Annotated in this window: 14 protein-coding genes; 7 read left to right on the top strand and 7 right to left on the bottom strand. The window is 64.5% G+C overall.

What is annotated here, in order from left to right:
• The first annotated feature begins 46 nt into the window (after positions 1-46).
• Complete coding sequence (locus AB2B41_RS18705; RefSeq protein ID WP_367879346.1) at positions 47-1,084, top strand: sodium:calcium antiporter; 1,038 nt, start codon at positions 47-49, stop codon at positions 1,082-1,084.
• On the opposite strand, the gene AB2B41_RS18700 is transcribed toward AB2B41_RS18705, so the two are convergent.
• A complete protein-coding gene (locus tag AB2B41_RS18700) occupies positions 1,072-3,648 on the bottom strand; it encodes a cation-translocating P-type ATPase (RefSeq protein ID WP_367879345.1) in 2,577 nt (858 codons plus the stop codon). The two genes, AB2B41_RS18705 and AB2B41_RS18700, sit on opposite strands and share 13 nt — an antisense overlap.
• A 129-nt stretch (positions 3,649-3,777) precedes the next feature.
• Here AB2B41_RS18700 and AB2B41_RS18695 point away from each other — a divergent pair, with 129 nt between their 5' ends.
• Positions 3,778-4,116 carry a phasin family protein gene (locus AB2B41_RS18695; protein ID WP_367879344.1) on the top strand — a complete coding sequence of 113 codons (339 nt, stop codon included), beginning with the start codon at positions 3,778-3,780 and terminating at the stop codon, positions 4,114-4,116.
• Positions 4,117-4,131: 15 nt separating this feature from the next.
• Here the strand turns inward: AB2B41_RS18695 and AB2B41_RS18690 are convergent, their stop codons facing one another.
• From AB2B41_RS18690 to AB2B41_RS18665, 6 genes are all read right to left on the bottom strand, one after another.
• Positions 4,132-5,784: a PHA/PHB synthase family protein gene (locus tag AB2B41_RS18690; RefSeq protein WP_367879343.1), complete on the bottom strand. Its 1,653-nt coding sequence runs from the start codon at positions 5,782-5,784 to the stop codon at positions 4,132-4,134.
• Positions 5,781-6,992: an efflux RND transporter periplasmic adaptor subunit gene (locus AB2B41_RS18685; protein ID WP_367879342.1), complete on the bottom strand. Its 1,212-nt coding sequence runs from the start codon at positions 6,990-6,992 to the stop codon at positions 5,781-5,783. The genes AB2B41_RS18690 and AB2B41_RS18685 overlap by 4 nt, the downstream gene beginning before the upstream one ends.
• Positions 6,993-6,996: 4 nt before the next feature.
• On the bottom strand, positions 6,997-9,360 hold the full coding sequence (locus tag AB2B41_RS18680; RefSeq protein WP_367879341.1) for an ABC transporter permease: 2,364 nt from the start codon (positions 9,358-9,360) through the stop codon (positions 6,997-6,999).
• A 6-nt stretch (positions 9,361-9,366) separates the two neighbouring features.
• A complete protein-coding gene (locus AB2B41_RS18675) occupies positions 9,367-10,074 on the bottom strand; it encodes an ABC transporter ATP-binding protein (RefSeq protein ID WP_367879340.1) in 708 nt (235 codons plus the stop codon).
• Positions 10,075-10,178: 104 nt separating this feature from the next.
• The gene (locus AB2B41_RS18670) at positions 10,179-10,850 is read right to left on the bottom strand and encodes a GntR family transcriptional regulator (protein WP_367879339.1); all 672 of its coding nucleotides are present in this window, start codon (positions 10,848-10,850) and stop codon (positions 10,179-10,181) included.
• Between the two features lie 30 nt (positions 10,851-10,880).
• Entirely contained in the window at positions 10,881-13,775 is a 2,895-nt protein-coding gene (locus AB2B41_RS18665) for an FAD-binding and (Fe-S)-binding domain-containing protein (RefSeq protein ID WP_367879338.1), read from the bottom strand.
• Positions 13,776-13,922: 147 nt separating this feature from the next.
• On the opposite strand from AB2B41_RS18665, the gene AB2B41_RS18660 reads away from it, so the two are divergent.
• The 5 genes from AB2B41_RS18660 (at position 13,923) to AB2B41_RS18640 (ending at position 18,875) form a co-directional block, all read left to right on the top strand.
• A complete protein-coding gene (locus AB2B41_RS18660) occupies positions 13,923-15,110 on the top strand; it encodes a pyridoxal-phosphate-dependent aminotransferase family protein (protein WP_367879337.1) in 1,188 nt (395 codons plus the stop codon).
• 42 nt (positions 15,111-15,152) lie between these two features.
• On the top strand, positions 15,153-16,133 hold the full coding sequence (locus AB2B41_RS18655) for a TRAP transporter substrate-binding protein (protein WP_367879336.1): 981 nt from the start codon (positions 15,153-15,155) through the stop codon (positions 16,131-16,133).
• A gap of 113 nt (positions 16,134-16,246) precedes the next feature.
• The gene (locus AB2B41_RS18650) at positions 16,247-16,813 is read left to right on the top strand and encodes a TRAP transporter small permease (protein WP_367879335.1); all 567 of its coding nucleotides are present in this window, start codon (positions 16,247-16,249) and stop codon (positions 16,811-16,813) included.
• On the top strand, positions 16,813-18,093 hold the full coding sequence (locus tag AB2B41_RS18645) for a TRAP transporter large permease (RefSeq protein ID WP_367879334.1): 1,281 nt from the start codon (positions 16,813-16,815) through the stop codon (positions 18,091-18,093). Before AB2B41_RS18650 ends, AB2B41_RS18645 begins: the two co-directional genes overlap by 1 nt.
• Positions 18,090-18,875 (top strand): enoyl-CoA hydratase/isomerase family protein, encoded by a 786-nt coding sequence (locus AB2B41_RS18640; protein WP_367879333.1) that lies wholly within the window; start codon positions 18,090-18,092, stop codon positions 18,873-18,875. The genes AB2B41_RS18645 and AB2B41_RS18640 overlap by 4 nt, the downstream gene beginning before the upstream one ends.

Raw genomic sequence — 18,875 nt, 5'->3', positions numbered from 1 at the left:
TGAGCCAGATCAACCGCGCCAAGGCGAGTGTTTGATACGCAGGGCCATGGACATTCCGGTCACAACCCTGTCGCAATCCGTGCTGCTTTTCGCGCTTTGCGCCGCCGTGGTGTGGTTCGCGGGGGCGCGTCTGGCCTATCTCATGGATACGCTCGCCGACCGCTATCATCTCGCCAAGTCGCTGGTAGGCCTTCTGGTCCTGTCGCTGGCCACCTCGCTGCCCGAAGTGGCGACAACCCTGACCGCCGCGCTGCAACAGGCGCGCGACCTGGTGCTCAACAACCTTTTCGGCGGGATCGCCCTGCAAACCGCGATCCTTGCCATGTCGGATTTCTGGGCGCGAGGGGCCATCACCAACTATCCGCGCAAGGCCAACCACGCGCTCGAGGCGACGCTGCTGGTGCTCCTGCTGGCCATCGCGCTGATCATCTGCAACCTCGGCGAAACCTTTGTCTTCGGCGGCGTCGGCCTCGGCAGCGTCTTCATTGCGGTGACCTACGCGGGTGCCATCTGGATGCTGCGCCGCTACGACGACTCAAGCGACTGGGTACCGGTCGATCTGCCCGACCCCGACCCGCTGCCCTTTCCTGCGCCCACGGGCCTCGGCGCGCGCAGCAATGCCGCGCTGATCTGGCAGTCCATTGCCGCCTGCCTCGCGATCCTGATCTTCGGCCTGCTGCTGGTGCTCTTTGCCGAACGCATCGCCACGCAATCCGGCCTCGGCACCAGCTTTATCGGGGTGACGCTGCTCGCCGGGGCGACCTCCCTGCCGGAGCTTACGACCAGCATCACAGCCGTGCGCATCGGGGCCTATACGATGGCGATCTCCAACATCTTTGGCAGCAACCTGATCATGCTGGTGCTGGTGTTCCCGGCTGACATCCTGTTTCGTGCCGGACCCATCCTGCAGGAAACCTCCAAGACCGTGACACTCGCGCTCAGCTTCGGCATCGCGGTCACGGCGATCTACCTCATCGGCCTGATCGTGCGCCGCAAGCCAAAGGTCGGGACCATCGGGCTCGATTCCGTGCTGGTGCTCATCACCTTCGCCGGGAGCCTCCTTGCCTATTACTACGTCCGCTGATCGCGGCGCAGGGCGATCTTGGCCAGTTCCGGGACCACGAGGATCGGCAGGGCGAAGGCTGCGATCAGCTGCCATTCGGCCCATCCAATCGGCACCGTGCGCAAGAGCGCCTGCAAGGGCGGCCAGTAGATCGCCGCCACCTGCGCCCCCAGGGTCACGATCAACGCCAACAGGAGAAAGGGATTGCTGAACCATCCGATCCGGAAGTTGCTGTGCCTCAAGGAGCGGAAGGCAAAGACGCTGACCTTTTCGAAAACGACCATCGCGGTAAAGGCCGTGGTCCGCGCGAGTTCGACGCCAAAATCGAGCAGTTGGAAGAATATCCAGAGGCTCGACAGGCCCGTGTACATGCCCAGGACGACGATGGTCCCGATCCCGGCAGGGCCGAGGATGCGGCTGTCCTTGCGCCGGGGGGGCTCCGCCATCTGGTCTGGCTCGCCCTTCTCCAGCCCCAGGGCGACCGCCGTCACCCCGTCCGTGACAAGGTTCATCCAGAGGATCTGTGTGGCAAGGAAAACCAGCGGCCCGCCGATCGCGATATTGACCACCAGCGCAATCACCTCTCCCGCGTTCGAGGACAAAAGGTAACGCACGAACTTGCGCACATTCGCAAACTGGCGGCGGCCCTCGCCAATGGCGCGCACGATGGTGGCAAAGTTGTCGTCGAGCAGCACGAGGTCCGAGGCGTCCCGCGCCACGTCCGTGCCGCGGACCCCCATCGACACCCCGATGTCGGCCTGTTTCAGGGCGGGCGCGTCGTTCACGCCGTCGCCGGTCATCGCAACGATCTGGTCCTGCGCCTGCAACGCCGCCACGATCCGCATCTTCTGTTCCGGCTTGGTCCGGGCAAAGAGCACGCCGTCGCCAAGGGCCTCCCGAAGCGCACCGTCGTCCATCTCATCCAGTTCCTGACCGCTGATCTGCCGCTTCACCTTCAGGCCTGTTTGCCGTGCGATGGCCGCGGCGGTGATCGGGCTGTCCCCGGTGATCATCACCACCCGGATGCCCGCCGACTGGGCCGAGGCGATGGCCTCCCGCACCTCGGCGCGGGGCGGGTCGATCAGCCCGACAAGCCCGAGAAAGGTCAGTTCCTCTTCGGCGATATGGTGATCCGGGGCGGCGCGGCTCGCCAGCGCGATCACCCGCTGGCCGTCCGCCGCCATTTCTTCGTAGGCACGGGTGATCGCATCGCGTTCAGCCGCGCCCAGGGGCTTTGCGCCGTCCTGCCCCAACACCTGCGTGCAAATCTCGACGATCTGCTCGGGCGCGCCCTTGGTCAGCACCTGCACCCCGTCCGGCGACTGGTAAAGGACGCTCATCCGCTTGCGCGCACTGCTGAAGGGGATCTCGGCCAGCACCCCCCGCTCTTTCGGCAGGTCGCACCACCCCTTGTAGGCCAGCGTCACCAGCGCCCCTTCCGTCGGCGCGCCGATCATCGTCCAGGTCTTGCCCGCGGGCACCAGCCGCGCGTGGCTGCAATGGAGCCCCGTCTGCAGAAGCGCCCCAAGCACCGGATCGTCCCCGAACCGGAGCCGCGCGCCCTCCGCCTCGATATGCCCCGCAGGGTCATAGCCGGTGCCGGTCACGTCGTACTGCCGGTCCAGCGTCCAGACCTTCGTGGCGGTCATCTTGTTCTCGGTCAGCGTCCCGGTCTTGTCCGTGCAGATGACCGAAGCCGCCCCCAGCGTCTCGACCGCCTGCAGACGCCGCGCCAGCGCGTTCTGCCGCACCATCGCCGTGGCCCCCAGCGCCAAGGTGATCGTCACCACCGCCGGCAACCCTTCGGGCACCATGGCCACCGACAGCGACAGCCCGGTCATCACCATCTCGGTCAGATCGCGCCCCACGATCAGGCCAAGCGCGGTCACGCCTGCCGCCACCAGCAAAGCCGCCAACCCCAGCTGGCGCGCAAGCTGCCCCAGCTTGCGTTGCAGATGCGTGGTCTTGACCCCCACGGAGCCGGTCAGATGCGCGATCTTGCCGAACTCCGTCTCGCCCGCTATCGCCGTCACCCGCGCCTCCGCGCGTCCTGAACTGACGGCGGTGCCCGCGAAAACCCTGTCACGTCCTTCGTCAAGCGACTTGGCCACGGGCATCGATTCTCCGGTCAGGATGCTCTCGTCGATCCGCAGGTCCGAGGCGCGGAGCAATGCCGCATCGGCGGCGATCTTGGCGCCGGAGGTCAGGATCAGGATATCGCCCGGCACGATCTCGCGCGCGGGGACCAGCTTTTCCTGGCCGTCGCGCAGCACCATCGCCTGAGGCGACAAGAGCTTGCGCAGGCTTGCCAGTGCCGTCTCGGCCTTCCATTCCTGTACAAAACCAAGCGCCGCGTTCAGCACGACGACAAGGCCGATGGTCGCCGCGTCGATCCACTCTCCCAGCGCCACGGCAACCAACGCCGCGACGATAAGAATAAGCACCAGAAAGCTCGAAAATTGCCGCAGCAGCACCCGGAGCGGGCCGGTCGTTTCGGCCTCCGGCAATTCGTTCCAGCCGGCGCGCGCGCGGGCGGCCTCAACCTCGCTCCGGGTCAACCCGCCATCATGTATCGGATCAGCCAAACCAAAGCTCCATATCCCTGCGGTGAGTATCCGCCGCCCGCTCCCATCTCGTATTGAGCGATATCAAGGTTCACCCCGTCGTGCCGCGCTAGACTGCGCGCGGAACGTCAGGAAACCGGAGGATCGCACATGTCCAAGAGCAACGAAACGACCGGCCCGTCCAAGGCCGAGACACCGATGGACGCCGTCACCCAGTTGCAGGAGGCGGGGTTTACCAATCTCATGGGCATGAGCACCGCCTGGCTCGAAGCCATCGGTGAAATGCAGGCCGAGGTTGCCAGCTTTGTCGCCGAGCGCATCAAGCAGGACGTGAAGACACAGCACGAGATGCTGAATTGCAAGAACATGGCCGATCTGCAGCACATTCAGGCGCAATTCATCCAGAAGGCGATGGACCAGTACCAGGCCGAAACCGGCAAGCTGGTCGAAATGAGCACCAAGGCCTTCCAGGGCAAGACGGACAAATAGCGCACGCTGCTCCGGTCAGCCGAAGACATAGGTTCCCGGCGCAGAGCCGAGGCTCTTTCTCGGTCGCACCGGCACTGCTACCGGCGCGCCGCTTTGCGCCGCAAGCCACTTGGCCCAATGCGGCCACCACGATCCGTCCTGCGGTTTCGTCCGCTCGAACCATTTCTGCGCGGTCACATGGCGTTGCGCCTCTGTCTTGTGGCCCGTGCGGAAATGCCAGTCGCCGCGTCCCGGCTCTGACAGGATACCGGTATTGTGCCCGCCGTTCGTCAGGGTGAAGGTCACATCCGTATCCGTGAGCAATCCAAGCCGAAAGACAGATTTCCAGGGTGACACATGGTCCGTCTCGGTCCCCACTGAATAGATCGGGCAGCGGATGTCCGTCAGCGCGACCGAGGCCCCGTCGACCTCAAAGCGACCCTTGGCCAGATCGTTGCCCAGAAACAGGCTGCGCAGGTATTCCGAATGCATCCGCGCGGGCATATGGGTCGCATCGGCATTCCATGCCATCAGCGGATTGTCCTGCGTCCGCTCGCCCAGCAGGTAGTGCCGGATCACCCGGCTCCAGATCAGGTCGTTCGACCGCAACAACCGGAACGCCCCCGCCATCTGGTCCGCCTCCAGATAGCCGCGCGTCTGCATCATGTCCTCAAGGAAACTCACCTGGCTTTCGTTGATGAACAGCCCCAATTCCCCCGGTTCCGAGAAGTCCACCTGCGAGGCCAGCAGGCTCATTGTCGCCAGCCGCGCGTCCTCGTCCCGCGCCATGGCGGCGGCGGCAATTGCCAACAGAGTGCCACCAAGGCAATAGCCAACTGCATGCAGCCGGTCGCCTTTGCCCGGCGCGATGTGATCCACCGCCGCGCGCACGCCCAGATCGACGTAGTCCTGCATTGACAGCTCGGCGTCTTCCTCGCCCGGATTTTTCCACGACAGGATGTAGACCTCGAACCCCTGATCGCGCAGGTAGGCCACCAGCGACCGCTCCTCGGTGAGATCGAGGATGTAGAACTTCATGATCCACGCAGGCACGATCAGGATCGGTTCGGGCCGCACTCTCTCGGTGGTCGGGCGATACCGGATCAGCTCCACCAGCCTGTTGCGCATGACCACGTCGCCGGGTGTCGTGGCAAGGTCCTCGCCCACCTTGTAATGTCCCGACTGGCGCGGCTGGCGTGACAGCAGCCGGTTGAAATCCTCGATCCAGTAACGCGCGCCCCGGATCAGGTTCTCGCCCCGCTCGGCGCGGGTGCGGGCCATCACCTGCGGATTGGTCAGCGCGAAATTCGCGGGCGACAGCATGTCGAGCCATTGGCGCGCCGCGAAATGCACGATGTTCTCGTGCTTCGGATCGACCCCGCGCAGCCCCGTCGTCGCCGCGTCCCACCAGCGCTGGGCACCCAGAAATCCCTGCGCCATCACGTTGTAGGGAAACCCGGCCCAAGCCGGATCGGCAAAGCGCGGGTCCTCTGCCGGGTCGATCTCGCTCAGGTTTTCCACCGCCAGCCCCGCCAGCTCCGACTGCTTGTCGGGCGAAGCCAGAAGGTGAATGTACCAGTCCACATAAGCCGTAATCAGCGCCGCCGGCGACAGCCCGCCGGTGAACTCCCCCAGCATCGCGTGCCATCCCGCATCGGTCCGCGTCTCTGGCCGCTCCGCCCGGCTCACAGTGCCGACCTCTGGACAAGCGCAACGCCCGTCGCAATCGTGTCGCTGGGGTGGGTGACGACATGCTCGCCCACGCGCAGCCCATCCAGCACTTCGGTCATCTGACCATTCCGTCGCCCGAGCGAGACGCCGCGCTTCTCGGCCACGCCGTCGACCTCGACAAAGACCGCCCAGCCCGTGCCGTCCCGAAACACTGCGCTCAGGGGCACCTGCACCGCGTCCTCCGCGCGCCACTCCACGATGCGCAGGAACACCGAGAAACCGTCGCCGAGGTTCGTCCGCGCCTCCGGCGGGCTGGTCAGCGTGAAATAGGCGTCCACCCGCTGTTCCTCGATTCCCAGCGCAGAAACCTTCGTGCGCGCTTTCGGGTCGATACGGTCGAGACGTGCCTCAAGCGTCTGATCGCCCCCCCAGCGGTCCACGTAGGCCAGAGAACCGGGTCCAAGTCGCACCGCGTCGTTCGACAGGATGTCGGCAACAAGCTCAAGATCGTCAGGATCGCCGATGCTGACCAGTGGCGAGCCGATGGTCACGGGCCGCTGGCTCATCGCCTCGACCGACAGGATCACGCCGTCGGCGGGGGCGGTCAGTTCGACGCAGCACATCTCCCCCTGCCGGTCGGTCTCCTGCGGATCAAGGAGGCTCGCCCGCGCGCGCTCGACCACGCCGTCGGCCATCTCGATCCGCGCCTGGGCCGCCTCGACCGCCGCCTCGGCAGCGGCGAGCCGCTGGGTGTCGTCCTCCAGCCGCGTGATCGAGGCCACGCTGCGCGCGACCAGCTGCTGTGTCCGCTCGAACTGCGAGCGGGCAAAGCTCTCGGTCTCCTGCGCCTGCCGCAGATCCGCCTGCGCCACGTGCCGCGCCGCCAGCGCCTCCTGCAGCGCCGCCTCCGCCTGCAGCCGCATCCGGGCATCCAGCAGGCCCGAGGATGCAGGCTGCACAATCGCGACCACCGTTTCGTCCTTGACCACGGGATCACCCACCTCGACCGGCGACCGCAGCGCGGTGCCCGCAATGGGCGCGGCAACCTCGTAAAGGTCCTTCACCTGCGTCTTGCCATCGGCGTTGATGGTGATCTCCAGCGGCCCCCGCGTGACGACGGCGATATCGACCGGCACCGGGTCGGGGCGGAAACTGACGAATCCCAGCCCGCCCACAATGGCCACGCCAAGGGCCATCAACATCACCGTGCGTTTCGAATAGGCCATCGTTTCACTCCCTCGTCTTCATAACGGCCACCAGATCAAGCCGGTCCAACCGCCTGCGCACCACCATGGCCGAGGCAAAGGCCGCGGCCAGCACCACCAGGCTGCCGGTGGCAAAGGTGTGCGGTTTCAATACAAGCGGGATCGCGTAGAGATCGCTGGTAAAGGCATCCGTCATCGCCGCCGCGATCCAGCTGCCAAAGAGCCAGCCAAAGGGCTGCGCGACCAGCGCGATCAGCATGATTTCTCCAACCAGAATATAGGACACCTCCGCCCGGCCAAAGCCGAGGATGCGCAGGCTCGCCAGTTCGCGCGCGCGTTCCGACAGTTGAATGCGCGCGGCGTTATAGCTGACGCCTACGGTGATCAGCACCGCGATCACGATGTAGATCGTGTTCATCACCAGGATGTTCTCCTCGATCGTATCCTCAAAGGACCGCCGGTTCTCGGTCATCTCGATGAGGCCGGTCAGCTTCGGGATCTCCTTGATCTCGGCATGCAGTGCGTCGATCTGGCTTTCGTCGAGCGTCACATTCGCGATGGTCAGGCGCGGCGCCTGCCGGAAAAGCGCGTTCAGGTAATCGTAATCGACATAGGCCCCCAGTCCCAGGTACTGCTCAACCACTCCGGTGACACGCAGATCATGGGTCTCCCGCTTGCCGGTCAGGAACTCCACCTCGACCGTACCGCCCTCGGTCAGGTCCAGCTGATCGGCCAGCCGCGTCGACAGCAAAAGCCCACCGGGCGGCGGCATCACGGGCTGCCCATTGGTGTCGAGCACGCGGGCAAGGTCGCTGCCGGGCCGCCGCGCATCGACCGAAATGCGCTTTTCAAGGTGCCCGTTGCGCAGCATGGCGACGTGGAATTGCTGGCTCTCTGCCTGCAAAACCCCCGGCAGGCGGCGGATATCTTCCAGCGCCGTCTCAGGCACTTCCTCGGCAAAGACCAGCATCGCGTCCTGCCGGTTGGTCTGGTAGAAGGCAAGATCGACGATCTCGTCCAATGCGTCGTTGATGAAGATCGACGCAATGACAGAGGCCACCGCCAGCGCCAGCCCGAGCGAGGTCAGCAGGCTGCGCAGCGGCCAGCGCAAAAGGCTGCGCAGGATCATCGTCGTGCTCTGCCGCAGTTGCACCCGCGCCATCGCCCGGTCGATGAACGTCCGCTTGAAATTCGGCGGGGCAGGGGGCTGCATCGCCACCGCCGGGGCCAGCCGCGCCGCCCGCAGCGCCGCCTGCGAGGCCCCGATGCTGGTGGTCGCCAGCCCCGCCAGCCCAGCCGCGGCATAGACCCAGTAGGACACCTGGAAGATCACGTAGGGAAAGTCGAAGAAACGCGCGTATTGCCAGGCCATCGTCCTCGCCAAAACCGTACCCGCGCCCCAACCGATGATCACCCCGACTACCGCGACCAGCCCCGCCAGCATCAGGTAATGCAGGCAGATTTCCACGTCCGAATAGCCGATGGCCTTCAACAGCCCGATCTCGCTGCGTTCCAGCGCGATGATCCGGCTCATCACCATGCTGACCAGAAAGGCCGAGATCGCAAAGAAGATGGGCGGCAGGATCATCGCCATGCCTCTCAGCTGCTTCAGCTCGGCATCGAGAAACGCGTCCGAGACCTGCTCGCTCCGGTCATAGGCCCCAAGGCCGCCGTAAAGTTCCAGCAGATCGTCCAGCGCGTCGATCACAGGTTCGGGCTGTGCGCCCGTCGCCAGCGCCAGAGACACCTCGTTGAAGGCCCCCGTCATGTCAAAGGCCGCCGCCGCCGCGCGTTCCGTCATCCACAGGATGCCAAAGGATTCGTTGTCCGGCATCATGGCACCGGGACCGATGGTATAGACGAACTCGGGCGACAGCGCGGTGCCGACGATGGTTAGTTCGCGCTTCTGCCCGCGCAGGTTTGCGCTGAAGCTGTCTCCCGGCACAAAACCGTTTTCTTCGGCAAAAGGCGCGTTGACGACGATCTCATCGACCGCCCCCGGACCGGGAAACCGCCCGCTCACCAAAAGCGGCACGTTCAGGACCGGCATGCCACCCTCCGGCAGGGACAGGATTTGCCCCACTGCCGTCCGGATCCGTCCGGGAATATCGAGGATCGCCTCACCCCTGATCCGCGCCTCCGCGCTCAGCACGCCTTCAATCTGTTCGATCTCGGCCATCAGCGACAGCGGCGCGCGGTTGGCCGAGGCAAAGACATCGGCAAAGCGGTTTCGCTCGTAATAGGCCGCGCGGGTTACGGACATCGCGTCGTACATGCCAATGGCCGTCAGCAGGATCGACACGCCACAGGCCAGCACCATGGCAATCGCCAGCGCCTGCAGCCAAAGCCGCTTGAAGTCTCGCAGGAGTTTGCGGTCAATCGCCTGCATCGTCCCTCACCACGCGATTTCCGAAGGGGCGATGCGGTTATCGTTCACCTTCACTTCGCTGATCTTGCCATCCTGGAAAAAGATCACCCGATGCGCCATCCGCTGAATGGATGCGTTATGGGTGATCACCACCGTCGTCGTGCCGAAGCGTTCGTTGATGTCGCGCAGGACCTCCAGCACCTGCACCCCTGTCGTGCTGTCAAGCGCGCCCGTCGGCTCGTCACACAGCAATATCTGCGGCCGTTTCGCAATCGCCCGCGCGATCGCCACCCGCTGCTGCTCGCCCCCCGACATCTCGGAAGGGAAGTGATCCATCCGCTTGCCCAGCCCCACAAGGCCCAGCGCCTCTTCCGCTGGCATCGGATCGGGCGAGACGTCCGTGACAAGCTGCACGTTCTCCCGCGCGGTCAGGCTGGGGACAAGGTTGTAGAACTGAAAGACGAACCCCACGTGATCGCGCCGATACCGCGTCAGCCCCCGGTTCGACATGTTCGTCAATTCCGTATCGCCGAACCACACGCGCCCCTCCGTCGCGTGATCGAGTCCGCCGAGAATGTTCAGCAGCGTCGATTTCCCGCTGCCCGAAGGACCCAGAAGAACCGTCAGCTCTCCCTTGTAAAGCTCAAGGTCCACCCCGGCGAGCGCATAGACCTTCACCTCCCCGGTGTCATAGACCTTGGTGATTCCCTCGGTTCTGAAGATAACCTCGCCCATACGCGCGCACTCCCGTTCGGCGCAACTCTAGGCAATGCTGCAGGCGCGGCATTGATCGACCTCAATTCCGGCACATTCCCGCTCCCGCGCGCGCCATGGGGTCTTCAGCCTGTCGCGCTGTCCTCAGCCTCATCCGCATGCAGCCAGCGCAGCACCGAGGCCTGCTTGTTGCGCATGTGATCCGCCAGCACCGTACCCAGCCGCTTTGCGTCCCGCGCTTCGAGATGGGCTATGATCTGCTCATGCTCGCGCACCGCCTCGGCCCAGCGATCCTCTGACATGTTCGCGGCATAACGCGCCCGCTGCATCCGCGCCGACAGCGCCTCGGAGGACTTCGTCAGCGTATCGTTCCGCGCGGCCAGCAGGATCGCGTGATGGATTTGCTGGTTGATCTTGAAGTAAAGCGCCAGGTCCCGGTCCGCATAACTCTTCATCATCCGGTCATGCAGCTTGCGCACAGCCCGGATTTCCCCGTCCGTGATATGCGCACAGGCAAGCTCCCCCGACAGCGCCTCAAGCACCGTCAGCACCGGAAACACCTCGTTCACCTCATCCACCGTCACGGACGTGACCCAGGCCCCCCGGTTCGGCTCCAACCGCACCAGCCCCTCGGCGGCCAGCACCTTCAGCGCCTCCCGCATCGGCGTGCGCGATACGTTGAACTGCTCGCACAGCGCCTTTTCCGGCACCTTCGACCCCGGCACCAGCTCGCTTTCCACGATCAGCGGGCGCACGCGCTCCACGATCTCAAGGTGCAGCGAGCGTCGCTCGATCATGGCCGATTCCGGTGATCCCAACATGACGCTCTACTCCAAAGCCATTTCCAAAAGCCGCGCCACATGGATCGGCGCGCGGGGCGTATTCTCTTCGATCTGGTGACGGCACGAGGTGCCATCCGCCACGATGATCGTATCAGCATCCGCCGCCCGCGCGGCGGGCAGCACGCCCATCTCTCCCATCTTCAGCGAAATCTCGTGGGTGTCCACGCCATAGCCAAAGGCCCCCGCCATTCCGCAACAGGAGCTTTCGATCTTCTCGATCTTTGTGTCGGACAGCATCGCCAGCGTCTGTTCCACCGCCGACATCACCTGCATCGCCTTCTGGTGGCAATGCCCGTGCAAAAGAACCTTGGGCGCAGGCGATTTCAGCTTCAGCTTGAAGGCCGGGTTGTCCTTTTGCCGCGCGATGTACTCCTCGAACATCAGCGCATGCTCCGCGACCTTGGCCGTCGCAGCCCCCGGCAAGAGCGCCGGGATCTCGTCGCGCAGCGTCAGCAGGCAACTCGGCTCCAGCCCGATGATCGGGATGCCCTTCTCGGCGTAAGGCGTCAGCGCCTCGACCAGCCGTTCGGCTTCGGCCCGCGCCTCATCGACCAGCCCCGCCGACAGGAAGGTCCGCCCGCAACACAGCGGCCGCACCCCTCGCAAAGGCTTAACCACCTCTACCGACACGCCCGCCGCCTGCAACACCCGCACCGCCGCGCGCAGGTTCTCCGGCTCGAAATACCGGTTGAAACTGTCGGCAAAAAGCACCGCCCGCACGTCGCCCCTGGCCTTCACCTCGTCATCGCGGAAGGGTCGCGCATGCCAGCGGGGCAGGGCGCGTTTGGCGGTGAATCCCGTGGGCCGCTCCATCAGTCGGGCCAGCAGCGGCACCCGGTTGCGCAGGTTCATCAGGAACGGCACCTTCGACGCCCAGACCGCATAGCGCGGCAGGTAGCCCACCAGCCGGTCATGCACGCTGATCCCGTGCTTTTTCGCCCGCGCCGCCTGCACCTCGATCTTCATCCGCGCCATGTCGACGCCGGTGGGGCACTCGTGCTTGCAGCCCTTGCACGAGACACAGAGCTTCATCGTCTCCGCCATCTCGTCCGAGGTAAAGGCATCCGGCCCCAACTGCCCCGAGATCGCAAGCCGCAACGTATTCGCCCGCCCCCGCGTCAGGTCCTGTTCCCGGCGCGTCACCCGGAACGAAGGGCACATGACCCCGCCCTTCAGCTTGCGGCAGGCCCCATTGTTGTTGCACATCTCCACGGCACCCTGGAACCCGCCTGCACTGCCGGGAAAGGCGGACCAGTCAAGCGCGGTCTCGAAGTCCTTGACGCCATACGTGGGCGTATAGCGAAACAGGCTCCGGTCATCCATCTTCGGCGGATTTGTGATCTTGCCGGGATTGAAGAGCCCATCCGGGTCCAGCCGCCGCTTTACCTCTTCAAAGTTGGCGACCATCCGCGGCCCGAACATCTTTTCGTGAAACTCCGACCGCACGATCCCGTCGCCGTGTTCGCCCGAATGCGATCCCTTGTAGCGGGCAACCAGATCGAAACACTGCTCCGCGATCTCGCGCATCGTCCTGACGTCCTGATCCAGCTTGAGGTTCAGCACCGGACGCACGTGCAGACACCCGACCGAGGCATGCGCGTACCACGTCCCCTTGGTCCCGTGCCGCTCGAATATCTCGGTCAGCCCGGCGGTGTATTCCGCCAGATCGGGCAGCTCCACCGCGCAGTCCTCGACAAAGGAGACAGGTTTCCCCTCGTCCTTCATCGACATCATGATGTTCAGCCCCGACTTGCGCAGCTCCGCAATCCGGCCCTGCAGCCCCGCATCCGTGACCGGCGTCACACCGCCCCATTTCTTGCCGGTGCCCTTCCACGAGAACCCCAGATCGCCCATCATTTCTTCAAGCCGACGCAGCTTCGCGGCATTCGCGGCCGCATCCCCTTCGATGAACTCCACCAGCAGCAGCGCCTCCGGCGCCCCCGTGACGAATTCCTCCACCGTCTTGCGGAACTGCGGGATGTCGCGCGCCAGCGCGATCATCGTGTCGTCGACCAGTTCCACCCCCTGCGGCTTCAGCTTGACCAGATGCTGGGCCGCATCCATCGCCTGGTAGAACGTCGGGAAATGGCAAACCCCCAGCGCCTTGCCGGAAATGAGCGGCCAGAGCTTCAGCTCGATCGCCGTGGAATAGGCCAGCGTCCCTTCGGAACCCACCAGCAGATGCGCGAGGTTCTGCGGTGCCACCCCGGGCACCAGCGCGTCGATGTTGTACCCGCCCACGCGGCGCATCACGTTCGGGAACCGCGCGGCGATCTCGTCCGCCTCGCGCGCGCCAAGGCGCAACAGGTCGTCCTGCAAGCCCGCATAGGCCGCGTTCTGGTCGTTCCGCCCGACGCCGAAGTGATGCTTGCTGCCATCGGCCAGGATCGCTTCGATGCTCAGCACGTTATCCCGCATCATCCCGAAGTGGATCGACTTGCCACCGCAGGAATTGTTGCCCGTCATCCCCCCGATGGTCGCCCGCGAGGCGGTCGAGACATCGACGGGGAACCACAGCCCGTGCGGTGCCAGCGCGCGGTTCAACTCGTCCAGAACGATGCCCGGACGCACCACGCAGCGCATATTCTCGACGTCCAGTTCAAGAATATCGTTGAAGTACTGGGTGTTATCCAGCACCAGCGCCTCGTTCACCGTCTGCCCGCATTGCGAGGTGCCACCCCCGCGCGGCAGGATCGGGATGCGCTGCTCGCGCGCGATGTCGATCGCAGCAAGGATATCATCTTCGGACTTGGGGCAGAGCACGCCCAAGGGCATCATCTGGTAGAAAGAGGCATCCGTCGCATAGCGCCCGCGCGAAAACGCGTCGAGCATCACGTCACCTTCCACCCGCGCGGACAGCCGCTCTGCAAGATCCAGCAAAGTTCCTCCCAGTCCCCCTTGGCCGGGGGTCAGATACCTGTTGACTCAATTATGAATTCAAAATTTATTATGCACAACTGGAAATGCCCGAACCCAACCGCCAGTCAAAAGGCGGCAGTGTCGGCTCCAAGGGGAGGAAGACCATCCATGCGCCGTGCCGGCCGTCACTTCTTGCAGATACCGGGACCCAGTGCCGTCCCCGAACGCATCCTTCACGCGATCTCGCGCCAGACCATCGACCATCGCGGCCCGGAGTTCGCCAAGGTGGGCCAGCGCGCGCTGAGCGGCATCAAGACCATCTTCAAGACCGAACAGCCGGTCATCATCTACCCGTCCTCCGGCACCGGCGGATGGGAGGCGGCGCTGGTGAACACGCTCTCGCCCGGCGACCGCGTGCTGATGTTCGAGACGGGGCATTTCGCGACGCTCTGGAAAAAGATCGCCGACAAGCTGGGGCTCAAGCCCGAGTTCATCGAAGGCGACTGGCGCGGCGGGGCCGATCCTGACGCCATCGAGGCGCATCTCGCCGCCGACAAGGGGCACGAGATCAAGGCGGTCTGCGTTGTCCATAACGAAACCTCCACCGGCTCCGTCTCGCCCATCGCGGCCATTCGCAAGGCCATCGACGCGGCGGGCCACCCGGCGCTCTTCATGGTCGACACGATCTCGGGCCTTGCCTCGCTCGACTATCGCCACGACGAATGGGGCGTCGATGTCACCGTCTCCGGCTCGCAAAAGGGCCTGATGCTGCCGCCGGGCCTGTCCTTCAACGCGATCAGTGAAAAGGCGCTGGCCGCGCACAAGTCGGCGACACTCCAGCGCTCCTACTGGGACTGGGCCGAGATGCTGGGGCCGAACAAGACCGGCTATTTCCCCTATACCCCCGGCACCAATCTGCTTTACGGCCTGAACGAGGCCATCGACATGCTGCACGAGGAAGGGCTCGACAACGTCTTTGCCCGCCACGCCCGTCACGGCAAGGCGGCGCGCGCCGCCGTCCGTGCCTGGGGTCTCGAGGTGCTTTGCGCCACGCAGGGACAGGAAAGCGGCGTGTTGACCGCCGTCCTCATGCCCGAGGGCCACAGCGCGGACCAGTTCCGTGCCACGACGCTGGAACATTTCGACATTTCGCTCGGCAACGGGCTCTCCAAGGTCGCCGACCGCGTCTTTCGCATCGGGCATCTTGGCGATTTCAACGATCTGATGCTGATCGCGACGCTTGCAGGCGTGGAGATGGGTCTGACAAAGGCCGGTGTTCCACACAATGCTGGCGGTGTCGCGGCAGCGATGGAGGTGCTCGACACGACGCAGGCGATGCATATCGCAGCAGAATAACCAAGGCCGAAACGGCCAGTCTTTTAACGGGAGGAACTACCAATGAAACTATTCGCGAAACTGATCGCGGCCACGGCCGCCATCGGCATGGCCGGAACCGCCTATGCGGCGGACATGACCCTGAAATTCGGTCACGTCGGCAACCCCGGCTCGCTCTTCGAGGCGAGCGTGAACAACTTTGCCGAATGCGTGAACACGTCCATGGACGGCAAGGTCGAGGTTCAGACCTTCGGCTCGTCCCAGCTGGGCAAGGACAAGGAGCTTCTGCAAAAGCTCAAGCTTGGCCAGGTGGATTTCGCGCTGCCGTCCTCGGTGATGTCCTCGGTCAGCGACATCTTCGGCATTTTCGAGATGCCCTACATCATCCGTGACCGCGACCACATGCGCCGCGTGCAGGATGCCATGATGGACAAGTTCCAGTCGGCCGCCGAGGCCGAAGGTTATCACATCGTCGGTCTGGCCGAGAACGGCTTCCGCCACATCACCAACAACGTGCGCCCGATCAACGTGCCTGCGGACCTCGACGGTATCAAGCTGCGCACGCCCAACGGTGTCTGGCGCGTCAAGATGTTCCAGGAATACGGCGCGAACCCCACGCCCATGGCCTTTTCGGACGTGTTCACAGCACTTCAGACCGGCGTGATGGACGGGCAGGAAAACCCCTATGCCCAGATCGCCTCGGCCAAGTTCCAGGAAGTGCAGAAGTACCTGTCGATCACCGGCCACGTCTACACGCCGGCCTACATCCTTGCCTCGCAAAAGCATTTCTCGGCCCTGCCCGAGGACGTTCAGGCGGGCCTGCGGGAGTGTGCCGCCAAGCAGCAGGATTTCACCTACGAGGAAGCCGCGCGGCTCGAAACCGAGCTGCTTGACGTGATCAAGGCCGCAGGCGTCGAGGTGAACGAGGCCGACAAGGATGCCTTCGTCGAAGCCTCCAAGCCGATCTACGAGGCCTTCGCCGCCGAAGTGGAAGGCGGTCAGGAAATGATCGACGCCGTTCTGGGTCTCGCCAGCGGCAGCTGATCCCGGCCCTGGGCGGCGGCCCTGCCGCCGCCCGCCTTTCCCGCAGACATGCCAACCTGCCGTGGTCGCCTCAGATCGCGGCAGCCCCATTCCTCAACCCTGACAGGCCCCCCATGGAGCAGTTCATTACAGGCGTCCTGCCGCGCATCGTCGCCTTTCTCAGCGCCGTGTTGCAGTGGATCACGATCCTTCTGATGGTGATCCTCACCGCCGTCGTCACCGTCGCGGTGATCGCCCGCCTCGCGGGGCAAAGTTTTTCCTGGTACGACGAGGTCGCCGCGATCCTGCTCGCGTGGATCACCTACTACGGCTCGGCGCTTGCCGCACTCCACCGTCGCCACATCGGTTTCGACACGGTGCTGCTGGCCATGCCCCCGAAACTGCGCCTCGCCGCGCTGCTGGTGGGCGAGGCGATTGTTCTGCTGTTTTTCTTCCTCATGGCCCGCGCCGGTTTCCAGGTGCTCGAGGTGCTTGAGGGCGACAACCTGATCTCCCTTACCTGGGTGCCAGTGCAGTTCACCCAATCCGTCATACCCATCGGGGCGATCCTCTTCATGCTCTGCCAGGTCCTCAGCCTGCCGAACTACTGGCGTCTCACGGCCTCGGGCATCTCTCTCGAACATGCCGAGATCGAGGAAGAGGTCGAAACCGAGCTTGAAAAGAACAAGGACCGCGTCTGATGCTGATGGCTTCGATTTTCATCGCGATGCTGGTCATGATCTGCATCAACATTCCCATCGCCGTGGCCCTCGCCATGTGCGGCGTGCTGGGCCTTCTCCTGACCGAAGGTGCGGACAGCCTCGTGACCATCGCGCTCGATATGTACGACGGGTCGACCAAGTTCTCGCTGATTGCGATCCCCATGTTCGTGCTGGCCGGCGCCATCATGAACGCGGGCGGTGTGACCGACCGGCTGATCAACTTCGTCACCGCGATCATCGGCTTTATCCGGGGCGGCCTTGCCATGGTGAACATCGGCGTGTCGCTGTTTTTCGCCGAGATCTCGGGCTCTGCCGTGGCGGACGTGGCCGCCATGGGCTCAATCCTGATCCCGCAGATGAAGAAACGCGGCTATTCCAAGGAATTCTCCGCGGCCGTCACCTCGTCCTCGGCGTCGCTGGCAATCATCATCCCGCCCTCGATCCCGATGATCCTCTACGCGGCCTCGGCCAACACATCCGTTGAACAGCTTTTCGTCGCGGGCATTGTGCCGGGGCTCATTGGCGCGGGGGGCCTGATGCTGGTCGCCTATATCTTCGCCAAGCGCTACAACTTCCCGGTCGAGGAAGCCTTCAATATGCGCAACCTGCGCGAAACCTTCATCGACGCGCTGCCCGCTTTCACCCTGCCGGTGATCATCCTCGGCGGCATCTTCGGCGGCTACGTCACCGCGACCGAAGCGGCGGGCCTTGCCGTGCTGGCGGCCCTGCTGGTCTCGGCCTGGTACCGCAACCTCGACGTGGCGCACCTGCGCCGCGCGCTGCTTGACGGCGGCATCCAGACCGCTGTCGTGATGCTGCTGGTCGCCGCATCGGTGCTGATGGGCGGCTTCCTGACCCGCGCGCAGATTCCGCAGCAATTGGCCGAAAGCATCCTGTCGATCACCACGCAGCAGTGGATGATTCTCCTGATCCTGAACGTCTTCTTCCTGATCATCGGCTTTTTCCTGCACTCCGCCGCAGCGATCATCCTCGTGATCCCCATCGTGATCCCGCTGATCACCGCCGCTGGCATCGACCCCGTGCACTTCGGCCTTGTCGTCACCCTCAACCTCGCCATCGGGCAACAGACACCACCCGTGGCCTCGGTCCTGATCACCGCCTGTTCGGTGGCGCGCGCCAACATCTGGTCCGTGTCCAAGGTCAACATCTGGTTCGTGCTGGTGCTGCTGATCGTACTGATGCTCTGCACCTATGTGCCTGCCGTCCCCATGTTCCTGGTGGAGTATTTCTACAGATGACCGACACTGCCCCCGAACTCCTGCAGGAAACGCGTGACGGCACGCTCTGGCTGACCTTCAACCGCCCCGCCGCGCGTAACGCCCTGACCTTTGGCATGTACAAGGAACTGGCCGAGACCTGCCGCACCGTCCCCACGGACGGCAGCATCAAGGCCATCGTGATCTCGGGGGCAGGGGGCAAGGCCTTTGCCGCAGGCACCGACATGAGCCAGTTCCGCGCCTTCGAGACACCGCAGGATGCGCTTGATTACGAGGCGCAGATCGAGGCGGTGCTGGGGGCGGTCGAATGCTGCCCGCTGCCCACCATCGCCGCGATCAACGGGGCCTGCACAGGCGGCGGTGCCTCCATCGCCGCCGTCTGCGACCTGCGCATCGCCTCGCAAAGCCTCAAATTCGGCTTTCCCATCGCCCGCACCCTCGGCAACTGCCTCGCCGCTGGCAACCTCGCGCGCCTTTCCGGCCTCATCGGCCCCGGCCGCGTGCGCGAGCTGATCTTCACCGCCCGCCTCATGCTCGCCGACGAAGCGCTCTCCGTGGGCCTCGTCTCGGAACTGCTGCCGGACGAAGACGCGCTGATGACCCGCGCCGCCGACCTCGCCGCGACCGTCGGCCAGATGGCCCCGCTCACGTTGCGCGCCACCAAGGAAGCGATGCGCCGCAACCAGAAAGCCATATCTGTCGACGACGACGACCTCATCACGCTCTGCTACATGAGCGAGGATTTCCGCAACGGCATGGAGGCGTTCCTGTCCAAGCAGAAACCCCAGTGGAAGGGCAAATAG

It is taken from the genome of Sulfitobacter sediminis (assembly GCF_040811725.1).
GTDB classification, from domain to species: Bacteria; Pseudomonadota; Alphaproteobacteria; order Rhodobacterales; family Rhodobacteraceae; genus Sulfitobacter; species Sulfitobacter sediminis.
This window is presented reverse-complemented; position numbering and strand designations above follow the sequence as displayed.

Coding starts and splice junctions, on each gene's coding strand:
- AB2B41_RS18705 (WP_367879346.1), top strand. CDS start 47: ATGGACATTCCGGTCACAACCCTGTCGCAATCCGTGCTGCTTTTCGCG.
- AB2B41_RS18695 (WP_367879344.1), top strand. CDS start 3,778: ATGTCCAAGAGCAACGAAACGACCGGCCCGTCCAAGGCCGAGACACCG.
- AB2B41_RS18685 (WP_367879342.1), bottom strand. CDS start 6,992: ATGGCCTATTCGAAACGCACGGTGATGTTGATGGCCCTTGGCGTGGCC.
- AB2B41_RS18680 (WP_367879341.1), bottom strand. CDS start 9,360: ATGCAGGCGATTGACCGCAAACTCCTGCGAGACTTCAAGCGGCTTTGG.
- AB2B41_RS18675 (WP_367879340.1), bottom strand. CDS start 10,074: ATGGGCGAGGTTATCTTCAGAACCGAGGGAATCACCAAGGTCTATGAC.
- AB2B41_RS18670 (WP_367879339.1), bottom strand. CDS start 10,850: ATGATCGAGCGACGCTCGCTGCACCTTGAGATCGTGGAGCGCGTGCGC.
- AB2B41_RS18660 (WP_367879337.1), top strand. CDS start 13,923: ATGCGCCGTGCCGGCCGTCACTTCTTGCAGATACCGGGACCCAGTGCC.
- AB2B41_RS18655 (WP_367879336.1), top strand. CDS start 15,153: ATGAAACTATTCGCGAAACTGATCGCGGCCACGGCCGCCATCGGCATG.
- AB2B41_RS18650 (WP_367879335.1), top strand. CDS start 16,247: ATGGAGCAGTTCATTACAGGCGTCCTGCCGCGCATCGTCGCCTTTCTC.
- AB2B41_RS18645 (WP_367879334.1), top strand. CDS start 16,813: ATGCTGATGGCTTCGATTTTCATCGCGATGCTGGTCATGATCTGCATC.
- AB2B41_RS18640 (WP_367879333.1), top strand. CDS start 18,090: ATGACCGACACTGCCCCCGAACTCCTGCAGGAAACGCGTGACGGCACG.